This window comes from Nocardia bovistercoris, from assembly GCF_015674855.1.
GTDB classification, from domain to species: Bacteria; Actinomycetota; Actinomycetes; order Mycobacteriales; family Mycobacteriaceae; genus Nocardia; species Nocardia bovistercoris.
Genome location: NZ_JADMLG010000016.1, coordinates 72,921 through 88,710, shown reverse-complemented (window position 1 = coordinate 88,710; position 15,790 = coordinate 72,921). Strand labels below are relative to the sequence as shown.

Here is a 15,790-nt window from a genome sequence, read left to right as displayed (position 1 = left end):
TCTGCGGAGCTACGAGATAGGAGGAGTGCTGTGGAGCTGCTCCTGCTGACCTCCGACCCCGACCCCGAATCGGTGCTGCCCTCGCTCGCGTTGCTCGCACACAATGTGCGTCCCGCGCCGACCGAGGTCGCTTCGCTGCTCGAGGCGGGTACCGCGGATGTCGCACTGGTCGACGCGCGCACCGATCTGGCCGCGGCCCGAGGGCTGTGCAGGCTACTCGGCAGCACCGGGTCGTCGGTGCCGGTGGTGGCCGTGCTCACCGAGGGCGGACTGGTCGCCGTGAACGCCGACTGGGGCCTCGACGACATCCTGCTGCCCGGCACCGGACCCGCCGAACTCGACGCGCGGCTGCGCCTGCTGGTCGGCCGCAACGGCGGGGTCGCGAGTCCGGAGAACACCGGCAAGATCACCCTGGGCGAACTCGTCATCGACGAGGGCACCTACACCGCCCGCCTGCGCGGACGCCCGCTCGACCTGACCTACAAGGAATTCGAACTGCTCAAATACCTCGCGCAGCACGCGGGCCGGGTCTTCACCCGCGCCCAGCTGTTACAGGAGGTGTGGGGTTACGACTTCTTCGGCGGCACCAGGACGGTCGATGTGCACGTGCGTCGACTACGGGCGAAACTGGGCAGCGAGTACGAATCGCTGATCGGCACGGTGCGCAATGTCGGCTACAAGGCGGTCCGCCCGTCGCGCACGGCCCCGAAGGGCGAAACCCCGTCCTTCCCGGACGGCGACACCACCGAGGGCGACGATTCCCCACTGACGCCCGTGAACGGCTCGATTCCGTAGCTGTGCACGGCTCGCTTGTCGTAGCCGTCGAGCGGCCTTTCGCGGTCGCCGTGAACCGCGTCCTGTCGCCCCGGTTGTCCGACCTACGCCCGGGCGTGGACTTCGCGGTCGCCGTCGACGGACGCCGTGCGGCAGTCGATTCCTCGCGTCGGCGGTGAGCGGCGCTGTCGCCGTGGCACGGGCGTGCATGCCTCGGCTCGGGAATGTCCGTGCCCGATGGCATGCTTCCCGGGACGGGTCCGGTGCGCGGGTCCGGTCGGGCGGCGGGTCGCGCCGCGGGTGAGAGGGGTGACGTGATGGCTGATCTGTCCATGCGGTGGACGCGGGAGCTCGACGGGCCTACGGCGGCCGCGGTGCGCGGTCTGCTCGCGCGCGCGCAGAGCGCCGACGATGTGGCGCCGGTGTCGGAACAGGCGGTCCTCTCGCTGAACTCCGCGACCGCCCGGCACCTGCTGGTCGAGCGCGCGGGCGAACTCGTCGGCTACGCGAATCTGGTGGACGCGCACGACGAGCATCCGGCGATGGCCGAGGTGGCCGTCGACCCGCAGGCGCGTGGACGCGGCGTCGGCGCCGCGGCGGTGGCGGCGGCGCTGTCGGAGGGCGGTGCGGGCGCGCGGGTGTGGGCGCACGGGAACCTGGCGCCCGCGAAGGGCGTGGCGGCCCGGCTCGGATTGGCGACCGCGCGCGAACTGTGGCAAATGCGCCGGGCGCTGGCAAATCCGAAGCTACCCGAATTGATCGTGCCGGAGGGGCTTTCGCTGCGCGCCTACGCCGGTCCGTCCGACGACGCCGAGGTGTTGCGGGTGAACAACGCGGCGTTCTCCTGGCATCCGGAACAGGGCGGTTGGTCCGAGCGGGAGATAGCGGCAAGGCGCGCCGAATCCTGGTTCGATCCGAACGGTCTGTTCATCGTCACCGAGACGGCCGTGCCCGACCGGATTCTCGGATTCCACTGGACCAAGGTGCACGGCGCGGAGCGGCCGCCCGTCGGCGAGGTGTACGTGGTCGGCATCGATCCCGCCGAACAGGGCAGGGGCCTGGGTCGCCTGCTGACCTTGGCCGGTTTGCGGCATCTGCGCGACCGCGGACTCGCCGAGGTCCTGCTCTACACCGAGGCCGACAACACCGCGGCCGTGCGCACCTATACTCGGCTCGGCTTCGCACCCGCCCACATCGACGTCGCCTACGCCTTGCCGGAACCGGCGTGATCGCGCTCGAGCGACTACGATTCGGACTGCGGACGAAACTCTAGTAACACCGGGGCAAATCTCCAGGAACACGGAAAGAATCGCGCCGGCCTGTTCATTCTCCGTTCACCGAGACTGGTCCAAATGTCAACCGGGCGACCTTACGTTACTAAGAGGCAGCGCATTTGCTGCCCGGTGCGCAAGTTCCCCGCGAACGGCACCGCAACACCCGCCCGGGCCGGTGAGGGACCGGGCGTGTCGGACGCGATTCCCGGAGGAATTAGTGAACCTCAAGCGCAGTAGCGCCCTCGTCGGCGTGCTGGCCGTCGTCGCCATGCCGTTGGCCGCCTGTGGCAGTGACGACAACACCTCGACCGATACGAGCAACGCCGCCAACAGCAGCGTCGCCTGCGGCGGTAAGAAGTCGCTCAAGGCCAGTGGCGCGTCCTCGCAGAAGAACGCCATCGAGCGCTTCATCGCGGCCTACGAGGCCAACTGCGACGGCTACACGTTGAACTACACCTCGAGCGGTTCCGGCGCGGGCGTCAACGAGTTCATCGGCGGCCAGACCGATTTCGGCGGCTCCGACTCCCCGCTGAGCAACAGCAAGCAGGAGCCCGCGAAGGCCCAGGAACGCTGCGGCGCCCCCGCGTGGAACCTGCCGACCGTGTTCGGCCCGATCGCCATCACCTACAACATCGACGGCGTCACCGACCTCGTGCTGGACGGCCCGACCGCCGCCAAGGTGTTCAACGGCTCCGTCGCCACCTGGGACGCGCCCGAGATCAAGGCGCTCAACCCGAACGCCAAGTTGCCCTCGGACAAGATCTCGGTGATCTTCCGCTCCGACGAGTCGGGCACCACCGACAACTTCCAGCTCTACCTGGACGCCGCCTCCGACGGCGCGTGGGGCAAGGGCGGCGGCAAGACCTTCAACGGTGGTGTCGGTGAAGGCGCCAAGGGCAACGAAGGCACCTCGGCCGCGATCAAGAGCACCAAGAACTCGATCACCTACAACGAGTGGTCCTTCGCCAAGTCGCAGAACCTGTCGGTCGCGCAGATCGTCACCTCGGCGGGCAAGGAGCCGGTGAAGCTGTCGGTCGCGTCGGCGGGCAAGGCCATCGACGGCGTGAAGATCAAGGGCGAGGGCAACGACCTCGTGCTCGACACCTCCTCGTTCTACAAGCCGACCACCGCGGGCACCTACCCGATCATGTTGGCCACCTACGAGATCGTGTGCTCGAAGTACAGCGACGCCGAAGCGGGCAAGGCCGTCAAGGCGTTCCTGACCTCCGCCGTCACCAACGGCCAGAAGGGTCTCGAGGAGGGCGGGTACATCCCGATCCCCGATCAGTTCAAGACCCGGCTGACCACCGCGATCAACGCCATCTCCTGATCGCGACGTCATGACCGTGCACCCTGAAGAGGTGACCGCGGCGGGCTCGTCGAAGACGGCGAGCCCGCATGCGGCCGGAGATACCGCGCACATGAGTGAACTGAATGATGACGTGAGCCTCACGAAGGAGCCCTCCGACAAGGAGCCCTCGACGGCGCGTCAGCCGCACAGCCAACGGGCCGAGACCATCTTCCGGTCTCTGGCCGTCGCGTCGGGCGCGATCATCGTCGCGTCCATCGCGTTGATCGCGCTGTTCCTGCTGATCCGCGCGGTTCCCTCGCTCAGGGCCGACAACGCCAACTTCTTCACCAGCACCGAATTCAGCACCACCGATGCCGACAACCTGCGTTTCGGCATCAAGGACCTGTTCATGGTCACGGTGCTCAGCTCGGTATTCGCGCTGGTGATCGCGGTTCCCATCGGCATCGGCATCGCACTGTTCCTGACTCACTACGCGCCGAAGGCGATGGCACGGCCGTTCGCCACCCTGGTCGACCTGCTGGCCGCGGTGCCGTCCATCGTCTTCGGTCTGTGGGGCGTGCTCGTGCTCGCTCCGAAACTGGAGCCGGTGCAGACCTTCCTGAACGACAACCTCGGCTGGTTCTTCCTGTTCTCCGACGGCAACGTGTCCATCGGCGGCGGCGGAACGATCTTCACGGCGGGCGTCGTGCTCGCGGTGATGATCCTGCCGATCATCACGTCGGTCTCGCGCGAGGTCTTCAACCTGACCCCGCGCGCGCACATCGAGGCCGCCCAGGCCCTCGGCGCCACCAAGTGGGAAGTCGTGCGGATGACGGTGCTGCCCTACGGGCGCAGCGGTGTCATCGCGGGTTCCATGCTCGGCCTCGGCCGCGCCCTCGGTGAGACCATCGCCGTCCTCGTCGTGCTGCGCACCTCGGCGCAGGCGGGCGGCTGGTCGCTGTTCGACGGCGGCTACACCTTCGCCTCCAAGATCGCCTCGGCCGCTTCGGAGTTCAGTTCTCCGCTGCCGACCGGCGCCTACATCGCGGCGGGCTTCGTGCTCTTCGCGTTGACCTTCGTGGTCAACGCCCTCGCTCGCCTCGCGGCAGGCGGAAAGGTCAATTCGTGATGGCCACGACGTCGACACTCGACAAGCCCGTCAAGGCTCCCACCTTCCGCGATGTGAGCACGGGCCGCAAGATCAAGAACAACGTCGCGACCGGCCTGGTCGGCCTGTGCTTCGTCATCGCCCTCATCCCGCTGGTGTGGGTGCTGTACATGGTGATCAGCGAGGGCATCGGCGCGGTCGCCTCGGCGGACTGGTGGCAGAAGTCGCAGAAGGGCATCCTGCCCGACCAGACCGGCGGCGGCGTCTACCACGCCATCTACGGCACGGTCGTGCAGTCCGCGGTCGCAGCGGTGATCGCGGTGCCGCTGGGCATCATGGCCGCGGTCTACCTGGTGGAGTACGGCCGGGGCAGGCTCGCCAGGGTGACCACCTTCATGGTCGACATCCTGGCCGGTGTGCCCTCCATCGTCGCCGCGCTGTTCATCTTCGCCCTGTGGATCGCCACCCTCGGCTTCCCGCAGAGCTCCTTCGCGGTGTCGCTGGCCCTGGTGCTGCTCATGCTGCCGGTGGTGGTGCGCAGCACCGAGGAAATGCTCAAACTGGTTCCCGACGAACTGCGGGAGGCGTCCTACGCCCTCGGCGTTCCGAAGTGGAAGACGATTGTCCGGATCGTGGTGCCGACGGCGGCTCCCGGCATGATCAGCGGCATCCTGCTCGCACTCGCCCGCGTCATGGGTGAGACGGCTCCGGTGCTGGTGCTGGTCGGCTACGCCAAGTCGATCAACACCAACATGTTCGACGGCAACATGGCTTCGCTGCCCCTGCTCATCTACCAAGAGCTGGCGAATCCCGAGCCCGCGGGTCGCGAACGCGTGTGGGGCGCCGCCCTGACGCTGATCCTGCTCATCGCCCTGCTGTACGCGGCGGCGGCGGTTGTCAACAAGCTGCTCACCCGCAACCGATAAGCGAAACGGATACTCGCAATGGCCAAGCGCATCGATGTCAAAGACCTGAACATCTTCTACGGCAAATTCCACGCGGTGGCCGACGTGGACCTGACCGTGCTGCCCCGCAGCGTCACCGCCTTCATCGGCCCGTCCGGTTGCGGTAAGTCCACGGTGCTGCGTTCGCTGAACCGCATGCACGAGGTCACCCCGAACGCCCGCGTCGAAGGCGCGGTCCTGCTCGACGGTGAGGACATCTACGGCGCCTCCGTCGACCCGGTCGGCGTGCGCCGCACCATCGGCATGGTGTTCCAGCGCCCCAACCCGTTCCCCACGATGTCCATCCGCGACAACGTGGTGGCGGGCCTGAAGTTGCAGGGCGTGCGCGGCAAGGCCGAACTCGACGAGGTCGCCGAGCGTTCGCTGCGCGGCGCGAACCTCTGGAACGAGGTCAAGGACCGCCTCGACAAGCCGGGCGGCGGCCTGTCCGGCGGTCAGCAGCAGCGTCTGTGCATCGCGCGCGCCATCGCGGTGTCGCCCGACGTGCTGCTGATGGACGAGCCGTGTTCGGCGCTCGACCCGATCTCCACCCTGGCGATCGAGGATCTGATCACCGAACTGAAGAAGGAATTCACGATCGTCATCGTCACCCACAACATGCAGCAGGCGGCGCGCGTGAGTGACCAGACCGGCTTCTTCAACCTGGAGGCCCAGGGCAAGCCGGGCAAGCTGATCGAGATCGACGACACCGAGAAGATCTTCTCGAACCCGGGACAGAAGGCGACCGAGGACTACATCTCCGGCCGCTTCGGCTAGACCCAGCCCGCTTCGGCTGGACCAAGTTACACGAACGAGGCCCGCGCGGAATCCGCGTGGGCCTCTTCGGTATTCGGGGGCAATGATCGCGTGTCGTAGGTTCTCGGCGACACGTGCGGCCGTCCCGGCCGGGGACGGCACCACACGTGTCGGGTGGTTCGGGTCAGGCTTCGGAGTCGGGGTCGGGCGGGAGGACGCCGGTGACCAAGAAGATCACCCGTCGGCCGATTTCCACGGCGTGGTCGGCGAAGCGCTCGTAGTAGCGGCCGAGCAGGGTCACGTCGACCGCGGCGGCCACACCGTGCTTCCATTCCCGGTCCATCAGCAGTGTGAACAGGTGGCGATGCAGGTCGTCCATCGCCTCGTCGTCTTCGTTGAGCTGGGCCGCGCGTTCGGGGTCGCGGTTCTCCAGCACCTCGCGCGCGCCTTCGCCCATGTGCACCGCGATGCGGCCCATTTCCGCGAAGTAGCCGTTGACGGCTTCGGGCAGCGCGTGGTTGGGGTGGCGGCGCCGGGCGACCTTGGCGACGTGCAGCGCCAACGCCACCATCCGGTTGACGTCCTGCACGATCTGGATGGCGCTCACCACCTGCCGCAGATCACCCGCGACCGGGGCCTGGAGCGCGAGGAGAGCGAAAGCGCGCTCCTCGGCATCGGCGATCATGTCCTCGATCCGGTCGTATTCGCCGATGACCGACTCGGCGGCGGCGAGGTCGGCTTGCAGTAACGCCTGGGTGGCCCGATCCATGGCCGAGCCCGCGAGACCGGCCATCTCACCCAATAGGCTGGCGAGATCGGCCATTTGCTCGTTGTAGATGACACGCATGGACCCAGACGATAGTTCCACGCACTGTCCAAGTCACCAACAGCGGATGAATGTGTGATGGCGATATGCGCTCGGCCCTTGCGCGGGCCGCTCGCAGGCTACTTGCAGATCTCGTCGGCGGCGTTGATGTGCTCGAGGTCGGAGGGCAGGACGGGCGGCGCCGCATCGGTGGCCGCGGTGGACACGTTGGTGATCACTTCCCCGACCGGTGTCGGGGCGCGCACGGTGACCCCGCTCGTCGAGTCGGCGCCGATCACGATCTCGACGATGCCGCCGAGGTCGTCGGCGGATTCGATGGACGCGCCGGGGATGGCCGTGGCAACGGTGGCGGCCTCGGCGTCCAGGCCGGTGCCGTAGCGGACCTTCGTGGTCGGCGAGGTGCCGTTCGCGTAGTTGCCGGTGTTGTAGATCGTGAAGCCCTGGGCGCTGAGTTTGTTGGCGGCCGTTCGCGCCAGCCCTTCGTAGCCCGAACCGTTCGACACCAGCAGCGACACGGAGGCCGGACTCACCGCCCGGTACTGTTTCGGCGCGGGCGCGGCCGGGGGAGCGGCCGGTGCGTCCGATTTGCCGCTCGGTTTCTCGCCGGGCAGCGGCTGGTCGTCGCGGATCGCCTTGAAGATCGCCTTGATATCGGAGTCGCGGGGAATCTCGTTGCCGTAGGTCGTCGTGCCCGCGGTCGGGACGGTGATGAAGGTGACCGCGCCCGCGTCGACCTTCTGCAGCGAACGTCCGAGCATCAACAGGTCGTTGGATGTGACATTGCCGACCATGGTGTGGTTGGCGAAGGCCTGGACGAAGCCGTTCAACTTGCCCGGATCGAACAGCACCCGGCTCGACATCGCGCCGCGCAACAACGAGGACAGGAACCGCTGCTGGCGGCTGATGCGGTCGTAGTCGCTGCGTTCCTCGCCGTAGACGTGCCTGGCGCGCACGTAGTTCAGCGCGGTCGCGCCGTCGACGCGCTGCTTGCCCGCCTGCGCGAGCACGGTGCCGAGCGTGTCGTCGATGATGGGTTTGGCGGCGCACACCTCGACGCCGCCGATCTGGTTCACCATCGCCTCGAAGCCCGCGAAGTCGATGGCGATGAAGTGGTTGATCGAGCTGCCGGTGAGGCGCTGGATGGTCGTGACGAGGCATTTCGGCCCGCCGAGGGCGTAGGTGGCGTTGAGCTTGTCACCCATGGCGGACGGGTAGGACTCCTTGGTGTACGCGGGGTTGCGGTTGTCGTTGTTCCAGCCGGTGCACTGCGGCCTCGTCACGTCGAGGTCACGAGGGAAGGAGACGACGACGACCCGGTTCCTCGCCTTCGGTATGTGCACGAGCATGGTGGTGTCGGCACGGGTGCCCTCGGCGTCTTCGAGGGTGCCCGCGCCGAGTTCGCCGTTGGCGCCGTCGCGGGTGTCGGTGCCGACGAGGAGGTAGTTCTCGTCACCGAGCTGTGCGTCGGAGTCGATGACGTCTTCCGGGTTGTCGTCGAACGCCGAGACCTGGGTGAACCGGTTGTCGGTCGAACGCTGGTAGCTCCAGCCGCCGCCGGTGATCAGCAGGATCAGCACCGCGAAGGCGGCGGCGGCCACCCGGCCGCCGGTCTTGAGTTTGCGATTGCGGCGCTGCCTGCCCGCCGCGAGGCGCGAGAGCGGCTTGCCGACCGATTCGGGCGTCGCGGATCGCGCGGGGCGCGTCTTCGCTTTCGGCTTCGCACCCTCGGGTTCGGCGTCCTTCTCCGTGACCGGGGTGATGATGTCGGTGACCGCTTCCGCCGGTTCCATTGGCGTAGGGCGCGGTACCGGTCGGGGGTTGGCGGGCGGCGCCTTGCCCGCTATGTCGTCGACGACCACCGACCCGGTGTTGGGGCGGGACGGGCCGCCGCGGCGCGCGGGCTTGCCCGCGGGGGGTGGTGCGGCGCCGGGTGCGCGGGCGGGCCGGGGCGGGCGCGCGGCTTCCTGGGCGCCCGCGCCGGGCGGGCGGGGTGCGCTTTCCGGGGCGCTTCGACCGGATGGCCGCGACGCGCTTTCCGGGGCGCGGGAGAGGGCTTCGGCGCGCGGCGGCGCCGATTCGGGGGCAGGCGCGGATGGTTCGGCGCGGCGTCGGCGGCCGGTGCGTTCGTTGTCGACCTTCTCGACGAGCTCCTGCACCGTCAGTGGCGCCGCGCCCGATTCCTCGGGAGCGTCGTGTCTGGCCCGCCGGGACGCGCGTGAGCCCTCGCGCTCGGCGGGGTCCGCCGGGGGAATGCGCTCCCACGGTGCGCGACCTCCGGGCCGTGGCGATTGCCCGTGCCGATCGTCACCCACCAACGAACCTCACTTTTCCGTCTCTGCGCGTGTCGTATCCGCCGACCGCGCCGAACCGCGCGTCGGCAGGACCGATCCGCCAATGATAACGATTCCGCCACGACGAGCCAGTCCGGCGCGGAAAGGAGTGCAACGCAGAGTTGTGCGAGATGTGACGCCGTTCGATAGCTGGATAGTAGCGATTTCGGCGTCCATATCGTCGTTGCCCACGTTTCGGCGCGTGCGCGTGTTTGCCGGGCGCGGCCGCATGCGGGCGGGCGCGGGGTGCGGCGATCGTGACATTCGATTGTTCGAATCGTGACGTGCGGCGTGTTCAGCCGCCGCTGTGCATCACATCGGCGGCCGTGGGGACCGCGGCGTCGTCCGGGTCGTCGAGCCAGCCGTGCGGCAGGGCGACCTTGCCCGGTGAGCCCTGCCGTCCGCGCGGGCCCTCGGCGTCCTTCGGGAAGGGCGCGTCCGCGTCGAGGCCGCCGACCAGGTCGCGCAGCTGTGTGAGACTCGACACGGTCGCGAACGCGCGCCGCGTGTCGGCGCCGACCGGGAAGCCCATCAGGTACCACGCCATGTGCTTGCGGAGATCGCGCATCGCCTTGTCCTCGCCGTGGTGTTCGGTGAGCAGCGCGCCGTGCCGGTACAGGATCTCGCCGACGCGGCCCAGATTCGGCGCCTCCGGCAGCGGCAGGTCGCGCAGGGCGGCCTGCAGTTCGGCGAACAGCCACGGACGACCGAGGCAGCCGCGTCCGACGACGACGCCGTCGCAGCCGGTCTCGGCCATCATCCGCACCGCGTCGGCGGCGGAGAAGATGTCGCCGTTACCGAGTACGGGCACGCCGCGCACGGCCTCCTTGAGCCGGGCGATGGCCGACCAGTCGGCCTCGCCGGAATAGCGCTGGGCGGCGGTGCGCGCGTGCAGTGCGACGGCGCGCACGCCCTCGTCCTCCGCGATGCGCCCCGCGTTCAGGTAGGTGTGATGTTCGTCGTCGATGCCGATGCGGAACTTCACCGTGACCGGGACCCCGGCCGGTTCGGCGGCCGACACCATCGCGCGCACGATGTCGCGGAACAGCGCGCGCTTGTAGGGCAGCGCGGCGCCGCCGCCGAGCCGGGTGACCTTGGGCACCGGGCAGCCGAGATTGAGGTCGATGTGATCGGCCCATCCCTCGCCGACGATGACGCGCACGGCTTCGCCCAGCGTGGCCGGGTCGACCCCGTACAGCTGCATTGACCGCGGATGTTCGTCGGCGTCGAAGGACATCATGTGCAGCGTCTTCTCGTTGCGCTCGACGACCGCGCGGGCGGTGATCATCTCGCACACGTAGATGGAGGTCGAGCTGCCGAATTCGCGGCACAGCTTGCGGAAGGCCAAATTGGTGATGCCAGCCATGGGCGCGAGCACGACCGGCGGATCGACCGGATACGGCCCGATCCGCAGCGTGGTCATCGCCTCGGTAGTCATCGTCACGAGTTCAGTGTCGCATTCCGGGATGTCGCGGCCGTAGCCACAGGTGAACAGCGGTGGCGGCAGTCACACGCGCCCACACCGTGATCCGGTGCGGGCGCGTGTGGCGCTGTGGTGCGCGGCGGGTCAGCTGACGCCCGCGCCCGCCAGTTCGCGCTTCTTGGCCTCGCGGGCCAGCATCTTGTCGCGCTGCTCCTCGAATTTGAGGACGTCCTGGCCGAGCTTGTCCAGGAACAGGCCGAGCCGGTCGCGGACCGCTTCGCCGCGCGCGGTGAAGTCGGTGCGTTCGAAGAGGTTCCACTTCTTGAGCACCGGCTGCACCACTTCCTCGAGGTGCTGGCGCAGGTCGTAGATGCCGTGCTTGGCCATGAGCACGCCGTTGCGGCGGAAGTTGGGCATGCCCGCGCCTGGCATCTGGAAGTTCTCCAGGATCAGCGTGATGGCCTCGATCGCCTGGTCGGGGGTCAGGTCGAGAGCGGCGCCGCACAGGTTGCGGTAGAAGATCATGTGCAGGTTCTCGTCGGCGGCGACCCGCTGCAGCATGCGATCGGCGATCGGGTCGTCGCACACCCTGCCGGTGTTGCGGTGGCTCACGCGGGTGGCGAGTTCCTGGAAGGTCACGTACGCGACCGAGTGCAGGAAGCCCGCGTCGGCCTCGGTGGGGGAGGCGAATCCGTTGGTCATGTGGATCATGCGGGCCTCTTCGAGGGCGACCGGATCGACGCCACGGGTGACCACCAGGTAGTCGCGCATGACGATTCCGTGACGATTCTCTTCGGCGGTCCAGCGGCCGACCCAGGTTCCCCAAGCCCCGTCCTGGGAGAAGTTCTCGGCGATCTCACGGTGGTAGGAGGGCAGGTTGTCCTCGGTGAGCAGGTTCGTGATCATGGCCGCCTTGGCGATCTCGTTCAGTCGGGACTGCTCGGGATCCCAGTCCACCCCGCCGAGCGCCGCGAAATTGCGGCCCTCGTCCCACGGGACGTAGTCGTGCGGATGCCATTCCTTCGCCAGGGAGAGGTGCCGGTTGACGTTCTCTTCGGCAACCGGCTCCAACTCCGTCAGAAGCTCGAGTTGAGTCAGATCCCTTGCCATGTAAGTAGCCCTTCGGTGAGTGCGTGCACGCTTGCAGGTCGTCCCCCGAGTAGACCGTGCCGATGCGGCCATACCTTACGGCACCGTAGGTGTGATGCGAAACGCATCGCGGCACGTGTGACGTCCGGTTTCCGCCGAGTAGCCGTCGACTTCGACGGCCTTTCGGCGATCGGCAACGGGGTCGAGTCTAGGTGGTTCGCCCGTCCTTCGGGGTTGCTCGAGTTCTCGCCGGTCCGTGCACGACCTCGGAACGCGGCGAGTGGTCTATCGCAGGCGGGTGGCGGTTGTTAGCACCGTCTCCCACGTGCGGCGTCGCATTGCTACCGGCGAGTATCCCTCGAGGAGGACGCTCGGGTGTCCGGTGGGCCGCTATCTTCGATTGTCCTCGTGTCGGCCTCGGTTTCCAGTGCGCGCCGACAGTGTTGGGAAACACGTGGCAGCGCCTGTTCTCTCGTTGTGAGGTCTCACGGCGTGGCAGGCGGGCGAACCCGGCGATTGCCCATACTTCGCTGTCCCTCTGGTGCCGGCGCGGAGGGTATGGGGGTCTGCGTCGGTCGCCGTTGGCAACGGATGTCGGTGACACGGCGGGTGTTCGGAGCGGCAAGCCTGCATTCGTGTCCCGCGCGCGCCGTCGGGTAGGCTGTCCAGCCGAGCCCCTTTAGCTCAGTTGGTAGAGCTGGTGACTTTTAATCACTAGGTCGTAGGTTCGAGTCCTACAGGGGGCACTCACCGCGAAGGTGGACGGGTACGGCGTCGTAAACGTCCCTTGATTCCGTTGTACTCCCGGTCGCGGCTGATCCGGTTCCGTCTGCGGTTCCGTATCCCTCTTGGTCGGTCGATCGGTGTCTCGCGCCCGTGCGGTGTGTGGGACACGTCGATATGGGGCGGCAGGTCGGTGCAGGATGAGACGCGATGCGCCGCGTCCGCGCGGCGGGGAGTCGGGCGAGTCGCGATGGCCTACCGTGGCGCGACCGGTATCGGTTCCGCTCGGTCTCCGCTAAGTATCTGTCGCCCAACTTCGTTCACCGCCATCCGGTCTGGATATCATCGAATGATGTTGTCTGGCAGGAACTTTCGATTGGAAGAGTGGGCCGTCCCCGAACTCGTCGGTGCTGCGTCGGCGATCGAATGCGGCCGGTGTCGAGGAGGGCGCGGTGCGGAATCGCTCGGGTGAACGTCGCTGCGCGCTCGTCGAATTCGAAAGCCGGCACGGCGCACGCCAGGTTGCGGAGGGTTTGCTGTATCGGATTTCCATGGCAGGCCGCGAGCTGACTCTTCGGTTTGCCGCGTGTCGGATCGCGATTCCGGGTACGGTGACGACTCGATGAATTCCGGACAGTACGACGAAACATACGCGGGAAGCGGAATTCGGCTTATCGTTGTTGTGCCCGAACGTGTCGCGAACGGTACGACCGATCACGACCACTGGACTCGACGCCGTGGGAGGCTGATCCGAGAAGTAATGAATTGCCGGGGTGTACACCCCTGCGGTACACCCCGGCGGGTGGACTGTACCAGCTGGTGTGTTTCAGGTTTTTCGCAAGTTTTCGTACCGAAAGTTTGAAACTGGGCGGAAACCCGGTTTGAAGTATTGATAAAAACTCATAACTTCGCACCAAGGGTTTGTTCCTTTCGGGGGGCACCGATTGGCGGCGAGTAGGCTTCGGAGGCGTTTCGAGCATGGCACGGCAGCAAGAGCGGGCCCGCCGGACACGCGCGGCGATCATCAGGTCCGCCGCCGTTGAGTTCGGGAAGAGCGGCTATGCCGCTGCATCGCTCAACCGCATACTGGAAGGGTCGCGCGCCACCAAGGGGGCGATGTACTTCCATTTCGATTCCAAGGAAGATCTGGCGCGCGCGGTGCTGGAGACGGCGGTCGAACGTTACCGCAGCTCCGCCGAACGTTGGCTCGCGCGAACAGATCTCGGACCACTCGACACCCTGCACGGGATGATCGACGAGACCGCGCTGCGGCTCGAACACGACATCATCGTGCAGGCGGAGTACCGGCTCATCATCGAACCGGACTTCTATCGCGACGTCCAAGCGGGCGGCGGCCGCATCCTCGGCCGCGCCACCCGCGTACTGGCCGTACGCGCCATCGAGCACGGGCAGCTGCGTCTCGACGCGGACCCGGACCGGTTCACCCGCACGCTCACGGCCGCGCTGGCCGGACAGCGGTACATGGTGGACCTGCTCGGCGGAGCCGTCGACCTGCGGTCCCGATTCCGCGAGGCGCTCGAGGTGGTGATCGAATCCATGGCAACACCCGAATGGGCGGAACGCTTCCGCGTAGACGGCTGGCGCACCGCGGCCCGCCTCGAGGAACTCGGACTCGCCCTGTGACAGCGGGCGCGCCGAACCGGGGCGCCATGCCACCGAGCGGCTCTGACCAGCCGATTTGGGAAACTCGGTGCGGCTGTCATAAGCTATGCGAGCTCCCAACGGACAACCGTTGAAGCCGGTCCGGAGAAATCCGGGGCGAGCCCCCTTCGTCTAGCGGCCTAGGACGCCGCCCTTTCAAGGCGGTAGCGCGGGTTCGAATCCCGTAGGGGGTACGGTCTCAGGACCGTTGGAAGCACGCAAGGCCCTGTGGCGCAGTTGGTTAGCGCGCCGCCCTGTCACGGCGGAGGTCGCGGGTTCGAGTCCCGTCAGGGTCGCAGATAAGCGCCGGAGAAATCCGGCGCTTCGCATATGGCATTCGGAACGGGTGCCTGCGGCCAGGTAGCTCAGTTGGTACGAGCGTCCGCCTGAAAAGCGGAAGGTCGCCGGTTCGATCCCGGCCCTGGCCACAAGCCGACAGCCGACCCCTACCCGCAGAGAGCGCGGGTGGGGGTCGGCTTGTTTTTTGTATTGTGGGGGCGCAGCCCCCACGCCCCACCCGGAGGGGCGCTGCCCCCCGGACCCCCTGAAACAGTTGGTTGCGTTGGGTGGGGATGTTTCGGTAGGGGGTGGGTTGCTGGGGTGGTTCAGGGGTGGGGAATTTTGTCGGTGGGCTTCTTTTCGGGTTGGGCCGAGTGGCTGGGTTTTGCGTTGTGTGTTGTGTTGTGTGGTGTTGTGTTGTGTGGTGGGTCTTTTTCGGGGTGTGTGGGGATTGTGGGTTTCTGGGTTCGTTTCGGGGTGTTTGGTTCAAATGTGCGGTATGTCTTCTGGAATATTGGGTGGGTTTTATATCTTTGGGTTGGTGGTTGGGGTTTCTACTTGATTGTGTGTCTTGTGGGTTTTATTAGTTGGGGAGTCTGGGTGGGGATTTTTTGTGGATGATATTGCGGGGGTGATTTGCTGTGGTGGGTTTGGATGTGTGCGGGGTGGCTTTGTGTGGGTGGTGGGGTCGGGGTGTTCTCGTGGCTTGGGTGGCGTGGGGGAGGTGTTTTGTGGTGGTGGGGTTGGTTGGGTGGGGTCGATGACGTGACATCTCGGGGTGGTGTGGTGGGGTGGGTGAAATCTGGTGGTGTGTAGTGGATTGCGGGTTTTGTTGTGGGGTGTGGGAAGGGGTGGGTTCTGGTGGATTGGGAAGGTTTTCCGGGGTGGGCGGTTCCGGGTGGATGGAATGTGTTGGGGCTGAACATATCTACCGGGGAGGTGGTGAAAATTGCACGGACTATTAGGAATTCGTGGTGTAGTGGGTGGTGGGGGTATTTGGCGGGGGTGAGGTGTGTGATGTCTTCCATCTATCGGGGGGTGGGGGTGTGAGATTTGTGTGTGAATCGGATTCTCGGGTTTATGTGAGGGTGGGGAGTTGTGTGGGGGATTTTTGGGGGGCGTCGGACAGGGTGTCTCGGTGGGAGGGGTGGTTCTAGGGGGTGGGACTTGGTGGGGTGGGGTTGTGTGTGGGGTGGGGGAGAGGTTGATCACAGGAAAAGGGGGTTGGGGCGGGGGAACGGTGGGATGCTGGGGGTATGGCGGAAAAGTGGTACTACTGCTTGAAGCATCAGCGGGCCGAGCGTGGGCGGA

At 66.8% G+C, this 15,790-nt stretch carries 11 protein-coding genes and 4 tRNA genes; 11 read left to right on the top strand and 4 right to left on the bottom strand.

The window, feature by feature from the left end:
* Positions 1–30 precede the first annotated feature (30 nt).
* The 6 genes from IT779_RS30400 to pstB all read left to right on the top strand — a co-directional run bounded on the left by IT779_RS30400 (position 31) and on the right by pstB (position 6,168).
* Positions 31–795 carry a winged helix-turn-helix transcriptional regulator gene (locus IT779_RS30400; protein WP_196152897.1) on the top strand — a complete coding sequence of 255 codons (765 nt, stop codon included), beginning with the start codon at positions 31–33 and terminating at the stop codon, positions 793–795.
* Positions 796–1,091: 296 nt separating this feature from the next.
* A complete protein-coding gene (gene mshD / locus IT779_RS30395) occupies positions 1,092–2,003 on the top strand; it encodes a mycothiol synthase (protein ID WP_196152896.1) in 912 nt (303 codons plus the stop codon).
* A 262-nt stretch (positions 2,004–2,265) separates the two neighbouring features.
* Positions 2,266–3,378 carry a phosphate ABC transporter substrate-binding protein PstS gene (pstS, locus tag IT779_RS30390; RefSeq protein ID WP_196152895.1) on the top strand — a complete coding sequence of 371 codons (1,113 nt, stop codon included), beginning with the start codon at positions 2,266–2,268 and terminating at the stop codon, positions 3,376–3,378.
* A gap of 91 nt (positions 3,379–3,469) precedes the next feature.
* The gene (pstC, locus tag IT779_RS30385; protein WP_196152894.1) at positions 3,470–4,468 is read left to right on the top strand and encodes a phosphate ABC transporter permease subunit PstC; all 999 of its coding nucleotides are present in this window, start codon (positions 3,470–3,472) and stop codon (positions 4,466–4,468) included.
* A complete protein-coding gene (gene pstA, locus IT779_RS30380) occupies positions 4,468–5,373 on the top strand; it encodes a phosphate ABC transporter permease PstA (RefSeq protein ID WP_196152893.1) in 906 nt (301 codons plus the stop codon). The genes pstC and pstA overlap by 1 nt, the downstream gene beginning before the upstream one ends.
* Positions 5,374–5,391: 18 nt before the next feature.
* On the top strand, positions 5,392–6,168 hold the full coding sequence (gene pstB / locus IT779_RS30375; RefSeq protein WP_196152892.1) for a phosphate ABC transporter ATP-binding protein PstB: 777 nt from the start codon (positions 5,392–5,394) through the stop codon (positions 6,166–6,168).
* A 163-nt stretch (positions 6,169–6,331) separates the two neighbouring features.
* Here pstB and phoU read toward each other — a convergent pair whose 3' ends face one another.
* From phoU to IT779_RS30355, 4 genes are all read right to left on the bottom strand, one after another.
* The gene (gene phoU / locus IT779_RS30370; protein WP_196152891.1) at positions 6,332–6,994 is read right to left on the bottom strand and encodes a phosphate signaling complex protein PhoU; all 663 of its coding nucleotides are present in this window, start codon (positions 6,992–6,994) and stop codon (positions 6,332–6,334) included.
* Positions 6,995–7,092: 98 nt separating this feature from the next.
* Positions 7,093–9,285, bottom strand: coding sequence for an LCP family protein (locus IT779_RS30365; RefSeq protein ID WP_196152890.1), 2,193 nt, complete (start codon positions 9,283–9,285; stop codon positions 7,093–7,095).
* Between the two features lie 313 nt (positions 9,286–9,598).
* On the bottom strand, positions 9,599–10,726 hold the full coding sequence (gene dusB / locus IT779_RS30360; protein WP_198429124.1) for a tRNA dihydrouridine synthase DusB: 1,128 nt from the start codon (positions 10,724–10,726) through the stop codon (positions 9,599–9,601).
* Positions 10,727–10,870: 144 nt separating this feature from the next.
* Entirely contained in the window at positions 10,871–11,836 is a 966-nt protein-coding gene (locus tag IT779_RS30355) for an acyl-ACP desaturase (RefSeq protein WP_196152889.1), read from the bottom strand.
* 652 nt (positions 11,837–12,488) lie between these two features.
* On the opposite strand from IT779_RS30355, the gene IT779_RS30350 reads away from it, so the two are divergent.
* The 5 genes from IT779_RS30350 (at position 12,489) to IT779_RS30330 (ending at position 14,628) form a co-directional block, all read left to right on the top strand.
* Positions 12,489–12,561, top strand: a tRNA-Lys gene (locus IT779_RS30350).
* A gap of 955 nt (positions 12,562–13,516) precedes the next feature.
* Entirely contained in the window at positions 13,517–14,182 is a 666-nt protein-coding gene (locus IT779_RS30345) for a TetR/AcrR family transcriptional regulator (protein WP_196152888.1), read from the top strand.
* A 139-nt stretch (positions 14,183–14,321) separates the two neighbouring features.
* Positions 14,322–14,394, top strand: a tRNA-Glu gene (locus IT779_RS30340).
* Positions 14,395–14,422: 28 nt separating this feature from the next.
* Positions 14,423–14,496 (top strand) — tRNA-Asp (locus tag IT779_RS30335).
* A 58-nt stretch (positions 14,497–14,554) separates the two neighbouring features.
* Positions 14,555–14,628, top strand: a tRNA-Phe gene (locus tag IT779_RS30330).
* Positions 14,629–15,790 lie beyond the last annotated feature (1,162 nt).

Excerpts from the sequence above, each read along its gene's own strand:
- pstC (WP_196152894.1), top strand. The coding sequence starts at position 3,470 with ATGAGTGAACTGAATGATGACGTGAGCCTCACGAAGGAGCCCTCCGAC.
- IT779_RS30355 (WP_196152889.1), bottom strand. The coding sequence starts at position 11,836 with ATGGCAAGGGATCTGACTCAACTCGAGCTTCTGACGGAGTTGGAGCCG.
- pstB (WP_196152892.1), top strand. The coding sequence starts at position 5,392 with ATGGCCAAGCGCATCGATGTCAAAGACCTGAACATCTTCTACGGCAAA.
- IT779_RS30345 (WP_196152888.1), top strand. The coding sequence starts at position 13,517 with ATGGCACGGCAGCAAGAGCGGGCCCGCCGGACACGCGCGGCGATCATC.
- phoU (WP_196152891.1), bottom strand. The coding sequence starts at position 6,994 with ATGCGTGTCATCTACAACGAGCAAATGGCCGATCTCGCCAGCCTATTG.
- dusB (WP_198429124.1), bottom strand. The coding sequence starts at position 10,726 with ATGACCACGCTGCGGATCGGGCCGTATCCGGTCGATCCGCCGGTCGTG.
- pstA (WP_196152893.1), top strand. The coding sequence starts at position 4,468 with ATGGCCACGACGTCGACACTCGACAAGCCCGTCAAGGCTCCCACCTTC.
- mshD (WP_196152896.1), top strand. The coding sequence starts at position 1,092 with ATGGCTGATCTGTCCATGCGGTGGACGCGGGAGCTCGACGGGCCTACG.